The organism is Pseudomonas saudimassiliensis, from assembly GCF_000939975.1.
GTDB classification, from domain to species: Bacteria; Pseudomonadota; Gammaproteobacteria; order Pseudomonadales; family Pseudomonadaceae; genus Halopseudomonas; species Halopseudomonas saudimassiliensis.
The window spans coordinates 1,477,637-1,497,428 of the sequence record NZ_LK391969.1 but is presented as its reverse complement, the minus strand read 5'-3'; the positions used below and the strand labels follow the sequence as shown (position 1 = coordinate 1,497,428).

Below are 19,792 nucleotides of genomic sequence, written 5' to 3'. Positions count from 1 at the left end.
CCAATAATTACAATCAAGCCGAGGAGGCGTGTCATGAACGCGAATGGGCAGTTACGCTGGCTGGACTCCTATCCCGACCCCCTGCGCTGGGATGTCGAGCTACCCACGGGGCCGGTATGGACCCTGCTGGAACAGGCCGTCACCCAGTACCCCGACCACCCGGCACTCAACTTCCTAGGCCACCGCCTCAACTATCGTCAGCTCAACGAGCTGGTCAACCGCGCCGCCTGCGGCTTCCAGCGGTTGGGCGTGAAGCCCGGCGTGCACGTCGGGCTGTACCTGCCCAATACGCCCCATTACGTCATCGCCTTCATGGGCGTGCTGCGGGCTGGCGGCACCGTGGTCAATTACTCACCCCTGGACGCCGAGCGCACCCTGGCGCACAAGATCGAGGACAGCGAAACGGCGCTGATGGTTACCCTCGACCTGGCTGCGCTGTACCCGAAAATGGCGGGGCTGTGCGCCAACAGCCGGCTGCAGACACTGATTGTCGGCCACTTCACCGAGTTCGCGCCCGATGCCAGCGCCGAGCAGGCCAACCTGCTCGGGCCGGCTACCGAGGTCGCCTTCGGTGAGCACTGCCGCTCGTTCGCCAGCCTGTTGGATAACGACGGCGACTACACGGCCTACCCGCTGGATGACGCGGCAACCGCGCTGGCGGTATTGCAGTACACCGGCGGCACCACCGGCGCGCCCAAGGGCGCCATGCTGACCCACGCCAATATCACCGCCAGCTGTTCCCAGCTGCAGGCGATCCTCGATGAGTCCCTGCGGCCCGGCGAGGAGCGGGTGCTGGCGGTGCTGCCGCCGTTCCACATCTATGCGCTGATGATCAACATGCTGTTCAGCCTGCGCATGGCGGCGGAGGTCTATCTGCACCCGCGCTTCGATGCCGAAACGGTACTGCGGGAGATCCACGACAACCGCATCACCACCTTCCCCGGCGTGCCGACCATGTTCATCGGCCTGTTGGCCCACCCGCTGACCGCGCAGCTAGACCTCACCTCGCTGAAACTGTGCAACTCCGGCGGCGCGCCGCTGCCGCTGGAAGTGCAGCAGCGCTATTCGCAGATGGCCGGTTGCGCCCTGCGCGAGGGCTGGGGCATGACCGAGACCACCACCACCGGCACCTTTACCCCACGCGATGCCACGCCGCGCCCCGGCTCCTGCGGCATCCCGGTGCCGGGTGCGCAGATCCGCATCGCCCCGCTGGATGGCGCGCCCGGCAGTTTGCCGCCCGGCGAGCGGGGCGAGGTCTGCATCGCCGGGGCGAACGTCACGGCTGGGTATTGGAAGCGTCCCGAGGCCACCGCCGAGGCGATGACCGCTGACGGTTTCCTCCGTACGGGCGATGTAGGTTACATGGACGAGGAGGGCTGGCTGTATATCGTCGACCGGACCAAGGATATGATCCTGTGCAGCGGGTACAACGTCTATCCGCGGGTAATCGAGGAAGCCATCTATGAGCACCCGGCGGTGGAGGAGGTCTCGGTGATCGGTATCGACGACGCCTACCGCGGCCAGGCGCCCAAGGCCTTCATCAAGCTCAAGGCCGGCGCCGACCCCTTCGATTTCGCCCAGCTGCAGGCCTTCCTGGAGTCACGTCTGGGCAAGCATGAGCGCCTGGCGGCGATGGAGATCCGTGCGGCGCTGCCACGTACCCCGGTGGGCAAGCTGTCGAAGAAGGAGTTGGTGGAAGAGGAGCAGCAGAAGCGGCACCGCGCGATCGCGTGATGCCGCCGGGGTTGGCCGGTCGGGTCAGACCCGGAACCGGCTGACCAGCACCTGTAATTCATTGCCCAGCCGCGCCAGCTCAATGCTGGATGTGGCGGTCTGGTCACTGCCGGTAGCGCTCTGCTCGGCCACATCGCGCACATTGACCACGCTGCGGCTGATCTCCTCGGCCACCGCGCTCTGCTGCTCGGCGGCGGCGGCAATCTGCTGGTTCATCGATTGGATGTTGGCCACGCTGTCGGTGATGCTGCCCAGGGCGGCGCCCGCGGTGCGGGTCAGCTCGACGCTGCTGCCGGCCAGGGCATGGCTGCTCTGCAGGCGGCTGGCGACCTGCTGGGTGCCGCTGTGCACCGCGGCGACCAGGGCTTCGATTTCCTCGGTGGACTGCTGGGTGCGCTGGGCCAGCGAGCGCACCTCATCGGCTACCACCGCGAAACCGCGCCCGGCCTCGCCGGCGCGCGCCGCTTCGATGGCAGCATTGAGCGCCAGCAGGTTGGTCTGGTCGGCCACGGCCTTGATCACGTCCATGACGGTGCCGATCTTGCTGCTTTCCTGCTTGAGCATTTCCATGGCTTCGGTCGACCGGGTCACCTCGTCGGCCAGGCGCTCGATCTGGCTGATGGCCTGGTTCACCACCTCATCCCCGTTGCGCGCTTCGCCGTTGGCGCTGGTGGCTGCCAGGGAAGCCTGCTCGGCATTGCGTGCCACGTCATGGACGGTCGCCGACATTTCCTGCATGGCGGTGGCCACCTGGTCGGTTTCTTCCTTCTGACTGTTGATGCCGACCCGGGTCTGTTCGGTGACGGCGGACAGTTCCTCGGCGGCGCTGGCAATCTGGGTAACACTGTCGTGGATCCGGCCGATCAGTTCGCGCAGGCTCGTGGCCATGCGCTGTACCCCGAGCTGCAGCTCACCAAACTCGTCGCGGCGGGTTATCTGCTCCTGGTGGGTCAGGTCACCATCGGCAATGCGCTGCAGGGTCAGGCGGGTAGCGTTGAGCGGCCCGGTGATCTGGCGGGTGATCAGCACCGCGCTCAGGCTGCCAATCAGCAGGGCGAGGAGGGTGACGGTGAGCTGCAGGGAGCGGGTGGCGGTGGCCTGCTCATCGCCACGCTCCAGCTGGGCCTGGCGCAACTGTTCGGTGATGCCCATGATGCCGTTGCCTTGCACGACGTTCTCCTGGCGCGCCTGGGCGATCTGCCGGGTGCCGGCTTCATAGCGGTGCTGCTGCGTCACATAGTCCGTCATTATCTGCCGGGCCTGGACCAGCGACTGCTGCTGGCCGCCCAGGGCCAGGCGCTCGAGCCGGGCGAGATCGCGGTTGGCGGCCTCGATGGCGCGGGCCAGTGCCTGTTCTGCCTCGGCGCCGCCTTCGGTCATGACCATGCGGATATCGAAACGCACTTGCAGGAAGCTGTAGGCGAAAGCGTCGACGGCCCGCGCCAGTTGCGGATCGTCGCTCTGCGCCGCCTGGCTGGTCAGTGATGCGAGCAGCTCAACCATCTTGCCGGCCTGCTGGTTCATGCTCTGCAAGGCAGCGCTGCGGTTGGCGAAGGCGTCGCGCATGCTGTCCAGGGTGGCCTGGTAGTCCGCAATGATCTGTGGCAGGGGTTCGGCGGTTTGCCGATCCTCCGGGTGCGCCAACGCACTGACCAGCTGGCGCTGTTCGGCGCCGAAGGCGTCCAGCTGCTCCTGGACCTTGGCGGAAATGGCCGCATCGCCATTGGCCGCCAGATATTGCATGCGGGTAATCCGCAGTTTGCTCAGGGCATTCTCGAGCCGGGCGAGGTCGCCGGCCCGTTTGCCGTCATCGATCAGGGTGCCCAGGCTCTGCCAGGCAGTAACCGACAGGACCAGGGTAAACAGCAGAACCAGCCGAAGCCCAGGCCGAGTTTCAGGTTGACGCTCAGGTTGGCAAACCAGCTTTTCATCTATGCTTCTTCTCCGGTGTATAAAAAATGTACAGCTGGTTGTTGTTCTTATGAATCGTGGTGTCTGGGCCCGGGATGCGGCGGCCCGCTTACGCCTGCAGCCGCGCCGCCAGTTGGTTGAGTTCGGCGGATAGTTCATGCAGCGTCGCGCTGGCCTGGGCTGTATGGTCGACATCCTGCTGGTTGGTCGCGGCAATCTGGGTGATCTCGGTGATATTGCGCGAGATGTCCTCGGATACGCTGGTCTGCTCCTCGGCCGCGGTAGCAATCTGGCGGTTCATGTCGCGGATGGACTCTACCGCCAGTGCGATCTGCTGCAGACTGTCGCCCGCCAGGGTCACCTGTTGCATGCTGGTATCACCACGGTGCTTGCCGCCTTCGATCGCCCGGGCGGCTTCCTCGGCGCCATTCTGCACGTTGCTGATGATGGTCTGGATCTCGGTGGTGGACTGGCTGGTGCGCTGGGCCAGGGTGCGTACCTCATCGGCGACCACGGCAAAACCACGGCCGGCCTCGCCCGCACGGGCGGCTTCGATGGCGGCATTCAGCGCGAGCAGGTTGGTCTGCTCGGCAATGTTCTGGATCACCTCCAATACCTTGCCGATGCGCAGGCTGTCATTTTCCAGCTGGTGGATGACCTTGGCGGTATGGCCGATTTCCCCGAGCAGCGACTGCATGGACTCGATGGTCTCGTCCATCACCAGGCGGCCCCGGCGCGCGTTATCATCGGCGGCATCTGCCGCGCCCGAGGCATCCGCGGCGTAGCGCGCCACCTCGGCGGAGGTGGCGGACATTTCCTGGATTGCGGTGGCGACCTGGTCGGTGCGGGAGAACTGTTCCCGGCTGCCATGGGCCATGCGGGTCGCCACGGTATTGAGCCCGCCGCTGGCGCGGTCGAGTTCGCTGGTGCCATGGCGTAGCCCCCGGGCGGTTTCGGCGAGAAAGCCGCGCAGTTCATTGGCGGCGCGGGCCAGTACACCCAGTTCATCCTGGCGCTGGCTGCGGATCTCTTCCTCGAAGCGGCCCTGGCTCAGCTGCGCCACCTGGCGGATCAGCCCGGTGATGGGGGTGATCAGTTGGGTCGTGATCAGCCAGCTGGCCAGGGCACCGATCAGCAGGGTCGCGCTGATCATGATCACCAGGGACAGCCAGACCGTACGCTCGACGGTGCCGCGAATCCGCTCGACCTCGCTGGCCGCATGCTGGTTGACCTCCAGCACCAGGGCCTCCAGTTGGTAGGTGGCCTCCCGGTCGATGCCGCGGACGTGGTCGTCGCCGGCCACCGGGTCGTGGCCAGCCGCCAGGAAGTATTCCAGTCCTTCCCGGTATTCGGTGCCGAGGGTCTGGTGCCGGGCCTTCACGGCCGCTACGCGCTCACGGAACGGCGGCGGCAGGTCCAGTTGGGCAACCCGTCCGAGCAGCTCCTGCACCTGTTTCTCGCTGTTCTGGAACTGCAGCCAGTAACGGTCCAGGTCGGCCTGTTCACCGCCGCGCAGCAGGACGTTCTTCCATTCCTGGACCTGGGTCTTGAACGTGAGATTGGTTTCTTCAATCAGCCTGGCGGTGGCCTGGGGGCCTTCCATCAACAACCGGTAATTGCGCAGTTCATCGGCCAGTGACCATACGCTGACCAGGGCAACGGCCAGCATCAGCAGCAGACTGCCTATGATCAGCGCCAGGCTCTGCCTGCGCAATGACGACTTGAGTAACATCTGAACCTCGTGGAAACGGGAAATGAGTACGCAGCGCTTCGGTAAGCGGCGGCGCAGAGCGTTGGGGATAGTTATTGGATGTGTGGGGTGGTATCGGCTGGCGAGGGTAATAACTTTAACTCATACTGCCCGCTTCTGATTAATTGGAATCTCGATACATGTTGTTAGCTATAGCTGCCATTATCATCGGACTGGTCGTTCTGGTCTGGAGTGCTGATCGTTTTGTTGAAGGGGCCTCGGCTGCCGCAGTGCACGGCGGAATGCCGCCGCTGCTGATCGGCATGCTCATCATCGGCTTCGGTACCTCGGCACCGGAGTTGTCCGTTTCCGCGCTGGCCTCCCTGCAGGGCAATTCGGGGATCGCCCTGGGCAATGCCTGGGGGTCTAATATCACCAATATTGCGCTGATCATCGGCCTGGTGGCGCTGATCAGTCCGATCACCGCCCATGGCCAGGTGGTGCGCCGTGAGTTGCCAATATTGCTGGGGATCACTGCCCTGGCCGGTTGGCAGGTAATTGATGGGGCACTCAGTCGCACGGACGGTATCGTGCTGCTGGTGGTATTCGCCCTGTTGATGGCGCTGTCGATCCGTGACGGCGTGCGCAACCGCGACAATGTCGCTGGCGATGAGGTCCAGAAGGAATACCTCGCCGATATCATGCCTTTGGGGCGAGCCATCATGTGGCTGGTGCTGGGGCTGTTGCTGCTGATCGCCAGCTCGCGATTGCTGGTGTGGGGGGCGGTGCATATCGCCAGCGATCTGGGCATCAGCGACATGATCATCGGCCTGACGGTGGTCGCCATAGGCACCTCGCTGCCAGAGCTGGCCTCTTCGCTGGCGGCCATTCGCAAGGGCCAGCATGACCTGGCGCTGGGCAATATCATCGGCTCGGGCTTGTTCAACACCCTGGCCGTGGTAGGGATTGCGGCGGTCATCCACCCGCTGCAGGTTGCCCCGGAGACCCTCAGCCGTGACTGGTTGCTGATGGCGGGACTGACCGTGGCGCTGCTGCTGATGTGCATCGGCTGGCGCGGGCGCCCCGGGCGCATCAATCGGCTGGAGGGGGCGGGGCTGCTGGCGGTCTTCGGCGGCTATACCGGCCTGCTGGTCTGGACGGCGATGAACGCCGCGGGCTGATGCCGCATGGCAGCTGGTCGGCTGCGCACCGCGCGCGCCCGACCACTGCGTGTATGATGTGTGCAACGAAGAAGAGAATTCCCCGGATATCATGAACGAAGCTCTGCGCGACACCCCGCAACACAAACCCCGCCCCATGGTAGATCTGCTGGTCAGCATCGTGATCCCCTCGGTGATCCTGATGAAGCTCAGCGGCGAGGCGCATTTCGGCCCCCATCAGGCCCTGGTTCTGGCGCTGGCCTTTCCCCTGGGCTGGGGCTTGTTCGAGCTGATCCGCTACCGCAAGTACAACTTCATCGCGGTACTGGGCGTCATCAGCGTGTTCCTCACCGGCGGCATCGGCCTGTTGGAGCTGGACCCGCAGTGGCTGGCCATCAAGGAAGCAACCGTGCCTGGCGTCATCGGATTGGCGGTGCTGTTTTCCACCCGCACGCGTTATCCGCTGATTCGCACCCTGCTGTACAACGAGAAGGTCCTGAATGTGCACCGCGTCGATGAGCGGCTGCAGGAGCGCGGGCTGCGCGAGGTCTTCGAACAGCGCCTGCTCAAGGCGACCTATTTCCTGGCCGGGACCTTCTTCTTCTCCTCGATCATGAATTACCTTGTCGCCAAGTGGATCGTGGTTAGCCCGGCCGGTACCGAGGCCTTCAATGCCGAGCTGGGTCGCATGACCCTGGTCAGCTACCCGATGATCGCCATCCCCTCGATGATCATGATGATGGCGATCCTGTTCTATCTGTGGCGCACCATCCACGGCCTGACCGGGCTGAAGATGGAAGAGATCATGGCGGTGAACCCGGCCGACAAGCGCTAGAGCGCTTCCAGGGCCTCCCGCAGGCTGGCTACCGTGCGCTCACGGTTATGCAGCTTGTCCAGGCCGAACAGGCCGATGCGGAAGGTCTTGAACCCGGCGGGCTCATCGCACATCAGCGGTACGCCGCTGGCCGTCTGCAGGCCGCCACTGCGAAAGCCGCTGCCGCTGTGGATCCGGTCGTCTTCGGTATAGCAGACCACCACGCCCGGGGCCTCGAAACCCGCGGCGGCCACACTGACAAAACCCTTCTCCCGCAGCAGCTCCCGCACGGCTCTGCCCAATTCCAGCTGTTCCTGCTTGACCCGGTCAAAACCGTATTCGCGGGTTTCGTGCATGGTATCGCAGAAGGCCTTCAGCGCATCGGTAGGCAGGGTGGCGTGGTAGGCGTGGCCGCCGTTCTCGTAGGCCTGCATGATCTGCAGCCACTTCTTCAGATCGGCGGCGAAGCTGTTGCTGGTGGTGTGCTCGATACGTTCCAGTGCGCGCTCGCTGAAGGCGACCAGGGCGCAGGACGGCGAAGAGCTCCAGCCCTTCTGGGGGGCGCTGATCAGGATGTCGACGCCGCAGTCCTGCATGTCCACCCAGAGCGTGCCCGAAGCCACGCAGTCCAGCACAAATAGCCCGCCTACTTCATGTACGGCTGCGGCGACCGCCTGCAGATAATCATCCGGCAGCAGAATGCCCGAGGCGGTCTCCACATGGGGGGCGAAGACCACGGCGGGCCGGTATTCCCGGATGGCCGTGACTACCTCGTCGATCGGCGCTGGTGCGAAGGGGGCCTGGTCGCCGGAATCGACCTGGCGGGCCTTGAGTACCCGCTCCTCGGCGGGGAGTTCGGTAGCGGCGAAGATCTGCGACCAGCGGTAGCTGAACCAGCCGTTGCGCAGCACCAGGCAGCGCTGGCCCCGGGCAAACTGGCGGGCCACGGCTTCCATGCCGTAGGTTCCACCGCCTGGCACCAGGGCCACGCCCTGGGCGTTGTAGACTTCCTTCAGGGTCGTGGAGATATCGCGCATCACCTGCTGGAAGGCAGCCGACATGTGATTGAGCGAGCGATCGGTAAATACCACGGAGTATTCGAGCAGGCCGTCAGGGTCGACAGTCGGAACCAGATGGGACACAGGTAATCTCCTTCGCGTCAGGGCACCGGGTGCGGTGATCCTCTGACCCTAGCCCAACGGGGGGAGATTGCAAAGGGGAAGCGCTGTCAGCCGGTACAGAGCGTCCAGCAGGCATGCCGGGCGGCGTGGATATCGGCCTCGTTCAAGCTGATATGCCCGTCGCGCACGGCCTTGATCAGGCTGACGAAGGCGCCCCAGACCAGGGTCATCAATACCTCGGCGCGCAGATCGCTGCGGAAGACGCCGCGCTGCTGCAGTGCCGCGTACTGTGCGAGGATCGGCGCCAGCACTTCACGCTCCAGCTTCCGGCTGGCCTCATCCAGGTAAGGCCGGTGGTCCTGCAGCTCGAGAAACCGGTAGGCATCCGGCGCTTCCCGGGCGAAGGACACCATGCGCTGCCAGATCTCGTTGAATACGTCCCGGGGCGCCTGGCGCAGGTCGAGGCCGCCATACAGGCGTTGGTAGAGCATCGATTTCTGTTCGCGGAACAGTTCGTTGACCAGCAGTTCCTTGCTGTCGAAATAGCGGTAGATGGTGCCGGTACCGACATTGGCCTGCTGCGCGACGACCGGGATGGGCACGCCATTGACGCCCCCTTCGGCAAACACCTTGAGGGCCGCCTGCAGGATGGCGCTGCGCTTGTCCTTGATCCGCGGTCGAACTGCTCTGACCGGGGCCGGTGTCTTTTTGTTGGCGGAACTGGAGCGAGTGTTCATGGCCGCATTCTAACCATTTTCAGCGTTACGTACAGGGTTCCCGAGCGGGGCTCGGGCCAGGGGCTATCCCGCCTGGCCGGTCGGTTCCTCATCCGGTGGGAGCATGCGGCTGCGCTTGTCCGCCCGGCGGGCGACGAACCAGATCAGCAGGGTCAGCAACGAGATGGCCAGCAGGATGACACTGGCGATAGCGTTGATCTCCGGTTTGACCCCCAGGCGCACGGCAGAAAAGATCTCCATCGGCAGGGTGGTGGAGCCTGGGCCGGAGACGAAGCTGGCCAGTACCAGGTCATCCAGCGACAGGGTGAAGGCGAGCAGCCAGCCGGCGAGAATCGAGGGTGCGATCATCGGTACGGTGATCTGCAGGAAGGTTTTCCAGGGTGGCGCACCCAGGTCCAGGGCCGCTTCCTCCATCGACTGGTCCAGCTCACCGAGGCGGCTGCTGACGACGATGGCGACATAGGCCACCGCGAAGGTGGTGTGGGCGATCCAGATGGTCAGCATGCCGCGGTCGAAGAACACCCCGAACAGCGACTCCAGTACCTGTGCCAGCGCCACGAACAGCAGCAGCAACGACAGACCGGTGATCACCTCGGGCATCACCAGCGGGGCGGTGACCATACCAGAGAACAGGGTGCGCCCACGGAAGCGGTCAAACCGGCTCATGGCGAAGGCCGCCAGGGTGCCCAGGGCCACCGCGGCCGTGGCCGTGTAGAAGGCGATCTGCAGGCTGCGCTTGACCGCGCCCATCAGCTGGGAGTTGTCCAGCAAGCCCACATACCAGTGGATCGACCAGCCGCCCCACACCGTCACCAGGCGCGAGGCGTTGAACGAGTAGATCACCAGGATGACCATCGGCAGGTAGATGAACAGCAGGCCCAGCCACAGTATCACGCTGGAAAAGTCGGGACGCCTCATCTGCTCTTCTCCATTTCCCGGGCCTGGTTGTAGTGGAACAGGGTGATGGGAATCAGCAGGATCGCCAGCATCACGATCGCCAGCGCCGAGGCTACCGGCCAGTCGCGGTTATTGAAGAATTCCTGCCAGAGCACCTTGCCGATCATCAGGGTTTCCGGGCCGCCGAGCAGCTCGGGGATGACGAATTCGCCCACCACCGGAATGAATACCAGCATGGAGCCGGCAATGATGCCGGCCCGTGACAGCGGGACCGTCACCTTCCAGAAGGCCTGGATGCGCCCGGCGCCGAGGTCGGTGGCCGCTTCGATCAGGGTGTCGTCATGCTTGACCAGGTTGGCATACAGCGGCAGCACCATGAAGGGCAGGTAGGCATAGACCACGCCGATGTATACCGCGATGTCGGTATTGAGGATCTGCAGCGGCACGTCGATCAGGCCGAGGCTCAGCAGTACCGAATTGAGCAGGCCGTTACTGCTGAGGATGCCCATCCAGGCGTAGACGCGGATCAGCAGCGCCGTCCAGGTGGGCATCATGATCAGCAGCAGGTAGATCATCTGCCGTTCCCGCGGCGCCCGGGCGATGGCATAGGCCATGGGGTAACCGAGGGCCAGGCAGATCAGCGTGGCCACCAGGGCAATCTTCAGCGAGCCGAGGTAAGCCGCGAAATACAGGCTGTCCTGGGTCAGGAAGATGTAGTTGCCCATGTTCAGGACAATCGTCAGCGCCTGGTTGGCGTACTGGAAGATCGCCTCGTAGGGCGGAATGGCAATGGCCGCCTGGGAGAAGCTGATCTTCAGCACGATGATGAAGGGCAGCAGGAAGAACAGGAACATCCACAGATAGGGAATGCTGATGACCAGCGTCTTGCCGCTGGGCCGCCGCAAACGCTTCATCATGACGGCAGCACCACGCCGCCGTCGTCATCCCAGCTCACGTAGACCTTGTCTTCCCAGGTGGGGCGGGGCAGGCGGCGTTCGGAGTTGGCGAAGAACGCCTGCACCATCTTGCCGCTGTCGAGCTTGATGTAGTAAACCGAGTGGCCCCCTAGATAGGCGATGTCATGCACTTCGCCATGGGCCCAGTTGTATTGCTGTTCCGGTTGTTCGGTAGTGACGAAGACCTTTTCCGGGCGCAGGGCGTAGATGGCGCTCTTGTCCTGGGCGCGAGTGCTGACGCCATGGCCGACGTAGATGTGCCGGTCCAGCTGCGGGCAGTGGATCATGGCGTGGTCTTCCATGTCGGCAACGATCTCGCCCTCGAAGATGTTCACGCTGCCGACGAACTCGGCCACATGCCGACTTACCGGACTCTCGTAGATATCCACCGGCGTGCCGACCTGGACGATCCAGCCCTGGTCCATGATGGCAATGCGCTGGGCCATGGTCATGGCCTCTTCCTGGTCGTGGGTGACCATGATGCAGGTCACGCCGACCCGCTCGATGATCTCCACCAGCTCCAGCTGCATCTGCGAGCGCAGCTTCTTGTCCAGAGCGCCCATGGGCTCGTCGAGCAACAGTAGCTTCGGCCGCTTGGCCAGGGAGCGGGCCAGGGCCACGCGCTGGCGCTGGCCGCCGGAGAGCTGGTGGGGCTTGCGCTTGGCATACTTGCCCATGTGTACCAGCTTGAGCATTTCCGCCACACGCTCGTTGATCTCGGCCTTGCTGAGCTTGTCCTGCTTGAGGCCGAAGGCGATGTTCTGTTCCACGGTCATGTGTGGAAACAGGGCGTAGGACTGGAACATCATGTTGATCGGCCGCTTGTGCGGCGGCAGGTCGGTGATGTTCTGGCCATCGAGCAGCACCCGGCCTTCGCTGGGTTTCTCGAAGCCGGCCAGGATCCGCAGCAGGGTCGACTTGCCCGAGCCGGAGCCACCCAGCAGGGCGAAAATCTCGCCCCGGTTGATGGTCAGTGTCACGTCATCGACGGCGAGCGCATCATCGAACTGCTTGCTGATGCGCTCGATCTTGACGAACTCCACCGGCTCGGCCTTGGCCATCGCCTGTTTCATGGCCCCAGCGGCACCCACCATATAACTCTCCTGTCTGTCTGGGGCTGCCGGTGCAGCCCCGGAATGGTTCAACGGCCGGACTTGATACGATTCCAGGCGCGGGTAATGATCCGCTGCGACGCCATGGGGCGTGGTTTGGCCACAAACAATTTGGCCATTACGTCGTCAGTGGGGTAGATCGCCGGGTCGCCCAGCACTTCGGGGTCGACAAACTCGTTGGCCGCCAGGTTGGGGTTGGCATAGGCCACGTAATCGGTAATCGGCGCGACCACTTCCGGGCGCAGGATGTAGTTGATGAAGGTATGCGCGTTCTCGGCGTTCGGCGCGCCCTTGGGAATGGCCATCATATCGAACCACAGCTGGGTGCCTTCCTTGGGAATGCTGTAGCCGATGTTGACGCCATTGTCCGCTTCCTCGGCCCGGGCCGCGGCCTGGAACACGTCACCGGAGAAACCGACGGCGACGCAGATCTCGCCATTGGCCAGGTCGGAGATATAGCGCGAGGAGTGGAAGTAGGTCACATGACCGCGCACGCTCATCAACGCTTCCTCGGCCTTCTTCAGGTCGGCGGCGTCGTTGCTGTTCGGGTCCAGGCCCAGGTACTGCAGGGTGGAGGTCAGCATGTCGTCGCCGGAGTCGAGCATGGAAATACCGCAACTGGACAGCTTGGCGGCAATCTCCGGATTGAACACCAGCTCCCAGGTATCCAGCGGGGCGTCGTCACCGAGGATGGCGCGGACCTTGTCGATGTTGTAGCCGATACCGTTGGTACCCCACATGTAGGGAATGGAGTACTGGCTGCCCGGGTCGATGCTCTCCATGTCATCCATCAGGTCGGGGTTGAGGTTCTTCATGTTCGGCAGCTTGCTGTGGTCCAGCTTCTGGTACACGCCGGCCTCGATCTGCTTGGTCAGGAAGTGGTTGGACGGCACGACGATGTCGAAGCCGGAGCGGCCGGTCAGCAGCTTGGCGTCCAATACCTCATTGGAGTCGTAGACGTCGTAGGTCACCTTGATGCCGGTTTCCTTCTCGAAATTGGCGATGGTGTCCTCGGCGATGTAGTCGGACCAGTTGTAGATCTTCAGCTGGCCGGCGGCCTGCACGGCGCTGCTGAACAACCCGGTAACGGCCATGGCCACCAATGTCTTGCGCATTGTAAGTTTCATGTCTTCTCCTTGTGCCGGCGTCGCCCGGTGACCGGGTCGGCCTGCTGCTTCTGGTGACCGGAACCCCGGCCGTCATCGGTTGTTCAGTACCCTCCAGGCTACTGTCGCGCCCCGGAAGTCGCTGCTTCCCGGGTCGGCGCTGGCTAGTGTAAGCAAGCGCGACTCGGGCGGATAGACCCCGGGGGACATTGTGCCTGCTTTTGCCCCCATCCTGCTCTAGCGCAGCTGTTCTGCCGCCATATTCAGGCTGCGCCAGGCCTTGTCGAACAGCTCGTCGATCTCCTCCGGCTGGATCACCAGCGGTGGCGACATGATCATGGTGTCGCCCACGGCGCGCATTACCAGGCCGTTGCTGATACTCAGATCGCGGCACAGGCCGCCGGCGGCGCCCTTACCCGGGAAGCGCTCCCGTGTGGCCTTGTCGCGTACCAGCTCGAAGGCCCCGAGCATGCCGACGCCGCGCACTTGGCCGACCAGCGGATGCTCGGCGAGGGCGGCAATCTTGTCCTGCAGGTAGGGCGCTGCCTCGTTACGAGCATAGTCGACGATATGTTCATCGCGCAGGATACGCAGATTCTCCAGCCCGACTGCCGCCGCAACCGGATGCCCCGAGTAGGTGTAACCATGGAAGAATTCGCCACCATCGGCGATCAGGCTAGAGGCCACCCGGTCGCCCACGATGACCCCGCCCATGGGGATGTAGCCCGAGGTCATGCCCTTGGCGATCGGCATCAGGTCCGGTTGCAGGTTGTAATACTGGCTGCCGAACCATTCGCCGGTGCGGCCGAAACCGCAGATCACCTCGTCGACCACCAGCAGGATGCCGTACTTGTCGACGATGCGCTGGATCTCCGGCCAGTAGGTGGCGGGGGGCACTATCACCCCGCCAGCCCCCTGGATCGGTTCGGCGATAAAGGCGGCGACGTGGTCGGTGCCCAGCTGCAGGATCTTCTCTTCCAGTTGCCGGGCGGCCCACAGGCCGAACTCGTTTTCATTCATCTCGCCGCCTTCGCCATACCAGTAGGGCTGGGCGATGTGCACAATGCCGGGAATCGGCAGATCCCCCTGCTCATGCATGGCGGCCATGCCGCCGAGACTGGCGCCGGCGATGGTGGAGCCGTGGTAACCATTGATGCGGCCGATGATGGTCTTCTTCTCCGGCTGGCCCTGCAGGTCCCAGTAGCGACGCACCATGCGCACCACGGTGTCGTTGGCCTCCGAGCCGGAGCCGGTGAAGAACACGTGGTTCATGTGCGCCGGAGCCTGCTCGGCGATGGCGCTGGCCAGCTGCACCGCCGGCGGGTGGGTGCACTGGAAGAAGCTGTTGTAGTAGGGCAGTTCGAGCATCTGCCGGTGCGCGGCGTCGGCCAGCTCGGTGCGGCCGTAGCCGATGTTGACGCACCAGAGGCCGGCCATGCCGTCGAGCAGGCGGTTGCCTTCGCTGTCCCAGAGATAGACTCCGGACGCCCGCTCGATGATGCGCGTGCCGCGGTTGCCCAGGTCCCGGTGATCGGTAAAGGGATGCAGATGGTGGGCTGCATCCAGTGCCCGTAGTTCGGCGGTGGTGAGTTTGCCTGCTGTCGTCATTACCCGTACTCCTGTAAAAACCACTGCATTACCGGTGGGCGCGCCGCCGTGTCGTCATACGCTGAGCAAGAGAAACTCCCGTTCCCAGGAACTGATGACGCGCTTGTAGTTCTCGTTTTCCACCCGTTTGACTGCGATATAACCGCGGCAGAATTTTTCCCCCAGTACCTCCTGGATATCGGTGCACTGCTCCATGCGCTCCAAGGCCGACTCCAGGGAGAAGGGTAGCCGCAGGTTGCGTCGCTCATAGGCGCGGCCCTGTACCGGTGCGGTGGGCTCGATGCGGTTGACCATACCCAGGTAGCCGCACAGCAGGCTGGCGGCGATGGCGATGTAGGGGTTGGCATCGGCGCCCGGCAGGCGGTTTTCCAGACGCATGTTCTGCGGCGTGGAGTCCGGCACCCGCAGCCCGGCGGTGCGGTTTTCCACACCCCATTCCACGTTCACCGGCGCGGAGGTATCCGGCAGGAAGCGGCGGAACGAGTTGACGTTCGGGGCGAACAGCGGCAACACCTCGGGGATGTAGCGCTGCATGCCGCCGATGTAATGCAGGAACAGCTCGCTCATGTTGCCGGATTCGTTGGCGAAGATGTTCTCGCCGGTCTCGGCGTCGACGATGCTCTGGTGCAGGTGCATGGCGCTGCCGGGCTCATTGGTAATCGGCTTGGCCATGAAGGTTGCGGTCACATCATGCTTGAGCGCCGCTTCGCGCATGGTGCGCTTGAATACCAGGATCTGGTCGGCCAGGTGCAGCGGATCGCCATGGCGGAAGTTGATCTCCATCTGCGCGGTGCCTTCCTCGTGGATCAGGGTATCCAGATCCAGCCCCTGAGCCTCGCACCAGTCGTACATATCCTCGAACAGCGGGTCGAATTCATTGGCCGCATCGATGGAGAAGGATTGGCGCCCGGTCTCCTGCCGTCCGGAGCGGCCGATCGGCGGTTGCAGCGGCAGGTCCGGGTCTTCGTTGCGCTTGGTCAGGTAGAACTCCATCTCCGGCGCCACCAACGGCTTCCAGCCTTTCTCGGCGTACATCCGCAGGATCTTCTTCAGGATGTTGCGCGGCGACATCTCGATCGGTTGGCCCTGCTTGTCATAGCAGTCGTGGATGATCTGCGCCGTCGGTTCGATCGCCCAGGGCACCAGGTAGATACCGTCATCATCCGGCTTGCAGATCATGTCGATGTCCGCCGGGTCCAGCAGGTCGTAGTAGATGTCATCTTCTACATAGTCGCCGGTTACCGACTGCAGCAGGATGCTTTCGGGGAGGCGCATGCCCTTTTCCGACATGAATTTGGCCGTGGGGGCAATCTTGCCCCGGGCGATGCCGGTGAGGTCGCTGACCATGCACTCGACTTCGGTGATTCTGTGTTCCTTGAGAAAGGCTTCGATCTTGTTCATACAGTCCTCTTGGGCTGGGCGGCATGCGCCCGGCAGGCGTCACCAAACGCCTTGAATATACGCAGGTAGAACGGGTTTTCCAGCACCTTCCACTCCGGGTGCCATTGCACGCCGAGGGCGAAGCTGCTCGCTCCGGTCACGGAAAACGCCTCGATAAGGCCGTCGGGCGCGGTCGCTTCAGGCTGCAACCCGGGCGCCAGACGGTCCACGCCCTGGGTATGCAGGGAGTTGACCCGCGCCGTGCTGCAGCCAGCGACGCGGTCGAGCAGTCCTCCCGGCTCGATACGGATATCGTGGGCGGGGCCATATTGCACGTCCACCGGCTGGGTGGTGTCCTCCCGGTGTTCAATAAACCCGGGCACTTCATGCAGCCGCTGGTGCAGGCTGCCGCCAAATACCACGTTCATTTCCTGGAAGCCACGGCACAGACCAAGCACGGGGACGCCGCGTTCCACCGCCAACCGGATCAGCGGCAGGGTGGTCGCATCGCGCCCCGGGTCGTGGTGGGTGCCCGGGGCGCTGGCCGGTCCGGCGTAATGGTGCGGCTCGACATTGGATGGTGAGCCGGTGAACAGCAGGCCATCGAAGGTGTTCAGTAACTGCTCGAGGGGCAATTCGTCACCCAGGGCGGGGATCAGCAGCGGCAGGCCGTCGGCGGCCTGGAGAGCGCCGCGGATGTATTTTTCACCGGCCATATGGAAGGGATGCGGGCCGAAGTGCGTGGTACAGCAGGAAATGCCGATCAACGGCTTGATAGCGGGCATGGTATGCATCTGCGCGGGTAGCGGCTTGCTTAGTGGTTGTTCAATTTTTCATACAATAGCAATAAAAATTGCCGACCAGCAAATACCGCTGCTGGCCCACCGCAGCCCCGGAAACGTCCGGACCACAGGGCCGAGCCAAGGGCATAAACGGTGCGACATGCCCTGTTTTTGAGCGCGTCGGGACTCTATTGACTCCCTGTGACCTTTCGGATTTACTCTCAACATACAGCGTCATGATTGATATTTTTTACAATAAACAGGTGACCATCATGTCCTTCCAAGCCGATGTCACGGGCGTCGGTACTGAGTCCGCTGAAGTTGTTGCCCTTACGCCAGTGGCGGTGACGCCTGCTCCGGTGCAGGAAGCCGAGGCCTTTCTCGAGGCCTATCCGGAGGTCCACTTCATTGACCTGCTGATTGCCGATATGAACGGTATCGTCCGCGGCAAGCGCATCGATCGCTCGGCGCTGGTCAAGGCCTTCGAGCGCGGTATCGCGCTGCCGGCGTCGGTATTCGCGCTGAACATCCAGGGCACCACCGTCGAGGAAACTGGCCTGGGGGTCGAGATCGGCGATGCCGACCGTATCTGCCTGCCCATCCCCGGCACCCTGTGCATCGAACCCTGGCAGAAGCGCCCGACCGGGCAACTGCTGATGACCATGTACGAGCTCGACCGCAAGACCCCGTTCTTTGCCGACCCGCGCTACGTGCTGCAACGGGTGGTGGAGCGCTTTACCGCGCTGGGGGTAAAGCCGGTCTCGGCCTTTGAGCTGGAATTCTTCCTGATCGACCAGGAAAATATTACCGGTCGACCGCAGCCGCCGCGCTCGCCCATCTCCGGCAAGCGCCCCAATTCGGTGCAGGTCTATTCCATGGACGACCTGGACGAATACGCGGAATTTCTCGAGGACGTCATCGAAGCTGCCCACGAGCAGGGCATCCCCGCTGACGCCATCGTCGCCGAATCGGCCCCTGGCCAGTTCGAAGTCAACCTCCATCACGTCGACTGCCCGGTCAAGGCCTGCGACTACAGCGTGCTGCTGAAACGGGTGATCAAGAGCGTGGCCTACGACCACGAGATGGACACCACCTTCATGGCCAAGCCCTACCACGACCAGGCGGGCAACGGCATGCACGTGCATATCAGCCTGGAGCGCGACGGGCGCAACCTGTTCGCGGCCAATGCCGATGGCAGCCTGCCCGACCACCTGCGCTGGGCGATCGGCGGGCTGCTGGAAACGCTGCCGCAGTACATGGCGTTCCTCTGTCCGAACGTCAACTCCTATCGTCGCTTCAGCCCCAGCTTCTTCGTGCCCTGCGCGCCGACCTGGGGCATCGACAACCGTACCGTAGCGGTCCGGGTGCCCGGCGGGGAAGCCGAGGCAATGCGCATCGAGCACCGGCTTGGCGGTGCGGATGCCAACCCCTACCTGTTGATGGCGGCGCTGCTGTCGGCTATCCACTACGGCATCAGCAATCGCATCGAGCCCCCACCGATGACCGAGGGCAATGCCTACGAGCAGCACGAACCCTCGCTGCCGACCAACCTGCGCGATGCCCTGCGCCAGCTGGAAGGCTCCGAGGTAATGAAGGAATACATCGGCGAGGAGTACCTCGACGTCTTCGTGCTGTGCAAGGAAAGCGAACTGGAGGAATTCGAGAAGACCATCTCGGATCTGGAATACATGTGGTACCTGCACACCGTATAGCGGGTATCGATAACCGGGGCAGGAGGCCGGGCTAACCCGCGATTGCCTGGTTGTTGAAGGTACGTCGATAGCTGGACGGTGAGGTGCCCAGCTGCGCCGCGAACTGCTGACGGAGCGCCAGCGGCGTACCGAAACCCACCGCCGCGGTGATGCGCTCGATCGACAGGTCGGTGGTCTCCAACAGCTGCTGGGCTCGGGCTACCCGCTCGGCGTTCAACCATTTGGTGACGGTAGTTCCGGTGGCCTCCCGGAAGCGCCGGGTAAAGGTGCGCCGGCTCATTTTCGCCACGTCGGCGAGGGCGTCGACGGATAGCGGCTGCGCCAGATTCGCCCGCGCCCATTCCAATACCCCGGGCAGTCGGTCGTCGTTGGCACAGCGTGGCACCGGTCGCTCGATATATTGCGCCTGGCCGCCGGCCCGGTGCGGCGGGGTGACCAACAGCCGGGCAACATGGTTGGCCGCCTCGGAACCATGGCGCTCGCGCAGCAGGTGCAGGCAGCAGTCGATGGCGGCCACCGTGCCAGCCGAGGTAACGATATTGCTGTCGGCGACATAAAGCACATCGGGCCGGAACAGGGTCTGCGGGAAGCATTCGGCGAACAGTTCGCGTGATGCCCAATGGGTGGTCGCTGCGCGGCCCTCCAGCAAGCCCGCATGGCCCAGCGCAAAGGCGCCCAGACACAGGCCCACAATCAGTTTGCCCTGCTCGTTGGCCTGTTGCAGTGCCGCTGTGAGCTCGGGGGAGGTGGGCTCCAGGGGATCGCTCCAGGCCGGCACTATGATGATGTCGGCCTCTGCCATGGCATCGAGACCGTGGGGCACTTCGATCACCATGCCCTGATCACTACGGATCGGGCCCGGCTTCTGAGCGCAGTACCGCACCTCATAGCGAGCCAGGGCGTTACCCTCATCGGCGCCGAAGACCATACCGGGGACAGAAAGGTGGAACAGGCTGACGCCATCGAAAGTCAGCACGACTACGCGGATGTCGGGCATGGATTCACCTCAGCGGGAAGTAGCAGCGGGGGGGAATGATCGGGTTGCCCAAATCTATCTTATGTAGGGTATTGG

The 19,792-nt window shown here is 63.6% G+C and carries 16 protein-coding genes and 1 pseudogene; 4 read left to right on the top strand and 13 right to left on the bottom strand.

Annotated elements, in window-relative coordinates; genetic code table 11:
- The first annotated feature begins 33 nt into the window (after positions 1-33).
- Positions 34-1,734, top strand: a complete 1,701-nt coding sequence (locus VG99_RS06985; RefSeq protein ID WP_044499017.1) for a long-chain-fatty-acid--CoA ligase — start codon at positions 34-36, stop codon at positions 1,732-1,734.
- 24 nt (positions 1,735-1,758) lie between these two features.
- Here the strand turns inward: VG99_RS06985 and VG99_RS16470 are convergent, their stop codons facing one another.
- The 3 genes and pseudogenes from VG99_RS16470 to VG99_RS16460 form a co-directional block, all read right to left on the bottom strand.
- Positions 1,759-2,463, bottom strand: a complete 705-nt coding sequence (locus tag VG99_RS16470; protein WP_420848292.1) for a methyl-accepting chemotaxis protein — start codon at positions 2,461-2,463, stop codon at positions 1,759-1,761.
- A gap of 198 nt (positions 2,464-2,661) precedes the next feature.
- Positions 2,662-3,804, bottom strand: a pseudogene (locus tag VG99_RS16465) (methyl-accepting chemotaxis protein); the annotation flags it as partial.
- On the bottom strand, positions 3,755-4,363 hold the full coding sequence (locus tag VG99_RS16460) for a methyl-accepting chemotaxis protein (protein WP_420848291.1): 609 nt from the start codon (positions 4,361-4,363) through the stop codon (positions 3,755-3,757). The gene VG99_RS16460 and the pseudogene VG99_RS16465, both read right to left, overlap by 50 nt.
- Positions 4,364-5,535: 1,172 nt before the next feature.
- Between VG99_RS16460 and VG99_RS06970 the strand changes: the two genes are divergently transcribed.
- Both VG99_RS06970 and VG99_RS06965 read left to right on the top strand, forming a co-directional pair.
- The gene (locus tag VG99_RS06970) at positions 5,536-6,516 is read left to right on the top strand and encodes a calcium/sodium antiporter (RefSeq protein ID WP_044499015.1); all 981 of its coding nucleotides are present in this window, start codon (positions 5,536-5,538) and stop codon (positions 6,514-6,516) included.
- A gap of 91 nt (positions 6,517-6,607) precedes the next feature.
- Positions 6,608-7,330, top strand: coding sequence for a VC0807 family protein (locus tag VG99_RS06965; RefSeq protein WP_044499014.1), 723 nt, complete (start codon positions 6,608-6,610; stop codon positions 7,328-7,330).
- Here VG99_RS06965 and VG99_RS06960 read toward each other — a convergent pair.
- The 9 genes from VG99_RS06960 to VG99_RS06920 all read right to left on the bottom strand — a co-directional run bounded on the left by VG99_RS06960 (position 7,327) and on the right by VG99_RS06920 (position 17,011).
- On the bottom strand, positions 7,327-8,451 hold the full coding sequence (locus tag VG99_RS06960; protein ID WP_044499013.1) for an aminotransferase class V-fold PLP-dependent enzyme: 1,125 nt from the start codon (positions 8,449-8,451) through the stop codon (positions 7,327-7,329). The genes VG99_RS06965 and VG99_RS06960 overlap by 4 nt on opposite strands.
- An 86-nt stretch (positions 8,452-8,537) precedes the next feature.
- A complete protein-coding gene (locus tag VG99_RS06955) occupies positions 8,538-9,167 on the bottom strand; it encodes a TetR/AcrR family transcriptional regulator (protein ID WP_052508729.1) in 630 nt (209 codons plus the stop codon).
- 63 nt (positions 9,168-9,230) lie between these two features.
- Positions 9,231-10,085: an ABC transporter permease subunit gene (locus VG99_RS06950; protein WP_044499012.1), complete on the bottom strand. Its 855-nt coding sequence runs from the start codon at positions 10,083-10,085 to the stop codon at positions 9,231-9,233.
- On the bottom strand, positions 10,082-10,978 hold the full coding sequence (locus VG99_RS06945; protein WP_044501505.1) for an ABC transporter permease subunit: 897 nt from the start codon (positions 10,976-10,978) through the stop codon (positions 10,082-10,084). The genes VG99_RS06950 and VG99_RS06945 overlap by 4 nt, the downstream gene beginning before the upstream one ends.
- Positions 10,978-12,114, bottom strand: a complete 1,137-nt coding sequence (locus tag VG99_RS06940) for an ABC transporter ATP-binding protein (RefSeq protein ID WP_044499011.1) — start codon at positions 12,112-12,114, stop codon at positions 10,978-10,980. Before VG99_RS06940 ends, VG99_RS06945 begins: the two co-directional genes overlap by 1 nt.
- A gap of 47 nt (positions 12,115-12,161) precedes the next feature.
- Entirely contained in the window at positions 12,162-13,259 is a 1,098-nt protein-coding gene (locus VG99_RS06935) for a polyamine ABC transporter substrate-binding protein (RefSeq protein ID WP_044499010.1), read from the bottom strand.
- A gap of 216 nt (positions 13,260-13,475) precedes the next feature.
- A complete protein-coding gene (locus VG99_RS06930) occupies positions 13,476-14,846 on the bottom strand; it encodes an aspartate aminotransferase family protein (protein WP_044499009.1) in 1,371 nt (456 codons plus the stop codon).
- Between the two features lie 54 nt (positions 14,847-14,900).
- Positions 14,901-16,247, bottom strand: coding sequence for a glutamine synthetase family protein (locus tag VG99_RS06925; protein ID WP_044499008.1), 1,347 nt, complete (start codon positions 16,245-16,247; stop codon positions 14,901-14,903).
- Positions 16,244-17,011 (bottom strand): gamma-glutamyl-gamma-aminobutyrate hydrolase family protein, encoded by a 768-nt coding sequence (locus VG99_RS06920; RefSeq protein WP_044501504.1) that lies wholly within the window; start codon positions 17,009-17,011, stop codon positions 16,244-16,246. Before VG99_RS06920 ends, VG99_RS06925 begins: the two co-directional genes overlap by 4 nt.
- A 335-nt stretch (positions 17,012-17,346) precedes the next feature.
- Here VG99_RS06920 and VG99_RS06915 point away from each other — a divergent pair, with 335 nt between their 5' ends.
- Entirely contained in the window at positions 17,347-18,720 is a 1,374-nt protein-coding gene (locus tag VG99_RS06915) for a glutamine synthetase family protein (RefSeq protein ID WP_044501503.1), read from the top strand.
- Between the two features lie 31 nt (positions 18,721-18,751).
- Here VG99_RS06915 and VG99_RS06910 read toward each other — a convergent pair whose 3' ends face one another.
- Entirely contained in the window at positions 18,752-19,717 is a 966-nt protein-coding gene (locus VG99_RS06910; protein WP_044499007.1) for a GlxA family transcriptional regulator, read from the bottom strand.
- Positions 19,718-19,792 lie beyond the last annotated feature (75 nt).

Bases quoted from the DNA above. Each gene is read 5' to 3' on its own strand.
- VG99_RS16470 (WP_420848292.1), bottom strand. From the start codon at position 2,463: ATGTCGGCGACCGTCCATGACGTGGCACGCAATGCCGAGCAGGCTTCC.
- VG99_RS06965 (WP_044499014.1), top strand. From the start codon at position 6,608: ATGAACGAAGCTCTGCGCGACACCCCGCAACACAAACCCCGCCCCATG.
- VG99_RS16460 (WP_420848291.1), bottom strand. From the start codon at position 4,363: ATGGACGAGACCATCGAGTCCATGCAGTCGCTGCTCGGGGAAATCGGC.
- VG99_RS06910 (WP_044499007.1), bottom strand. From the start codon at position 19,717: ATGCCCGACATCCGCGTAGTCGTGCTGACTTTCGATGGCGTCAGCCTG.
- VG99_RS06945 (WP_044501505.1), bottom strand. From the start codon at position 10,978: ATGAAGCGTTTGCGGCGGCCCAGCGGCAAGACGCTGGTCATCAGCATT.
- VG99_RS06970 (WP_044499015.1), top strand. From the start codon at position 5,536: ATGTTGTTAGCTATAGCTGCCATTATCATCGGACTGGTCGTTCTGGTC.
- VG99_RS06935 (WP_044499010.1), bottom strand. From the start codon at position 13,259: ATGAAACTTACAATGCGCAAGACATTGGTGGCCATGGCCGTTACCGGG.
- VG99_RS06950 (WP_044499012.1), bottom strand. From the start codon at position 10,085: ATGAGGCGTCCCGACTTTTCCAGCGTGATACTGTGGCTGGGCCTGCTG.
- VG99_RS06985 (WP_044499017.1), top strand. From the start codon at position 34: ATGAACGCGAATGGGCAGTTACGCTGGCTGGACTCCTATCCCGACCCC.
- VG99_RS06930 (WP_044499009.1), bottom strand. From the start codon at position 14,846: ATGACGACAGCAGGCAAACTCACCACCGCCGAACTACGGGCACTGGAT.
- VG99_RS06925 (WP_044499008.1), bottom strand. From the start codon at position 16,247: ATGAACAAGATCGAAGCCTTTCTCAAGGAACACAGAATCACCGAAGTC.
- VG99_RS06920 (WP_044501504.1), bottom strand. From the start codon at position 17,011: ATGCCCGCTATCAAGCCGTTGATCGGCATTTCCTGCTGTACCACGCAC.
- VG99_RS06940 (WP_044499011.1), bottom strand. From the start codon at position 12,114: ATGGTGGGTGCCGCTGGGGCCATGAAACAGGCGATGGCCAAGGCCGAG.
- VG99_RS06955 (WP_052508729.1), bottom strand. From the start codon at position 9,167: ATGAACACTCGCTCCAGTTCCGCCAACAAAAAGACACCGGCCCCGGTC.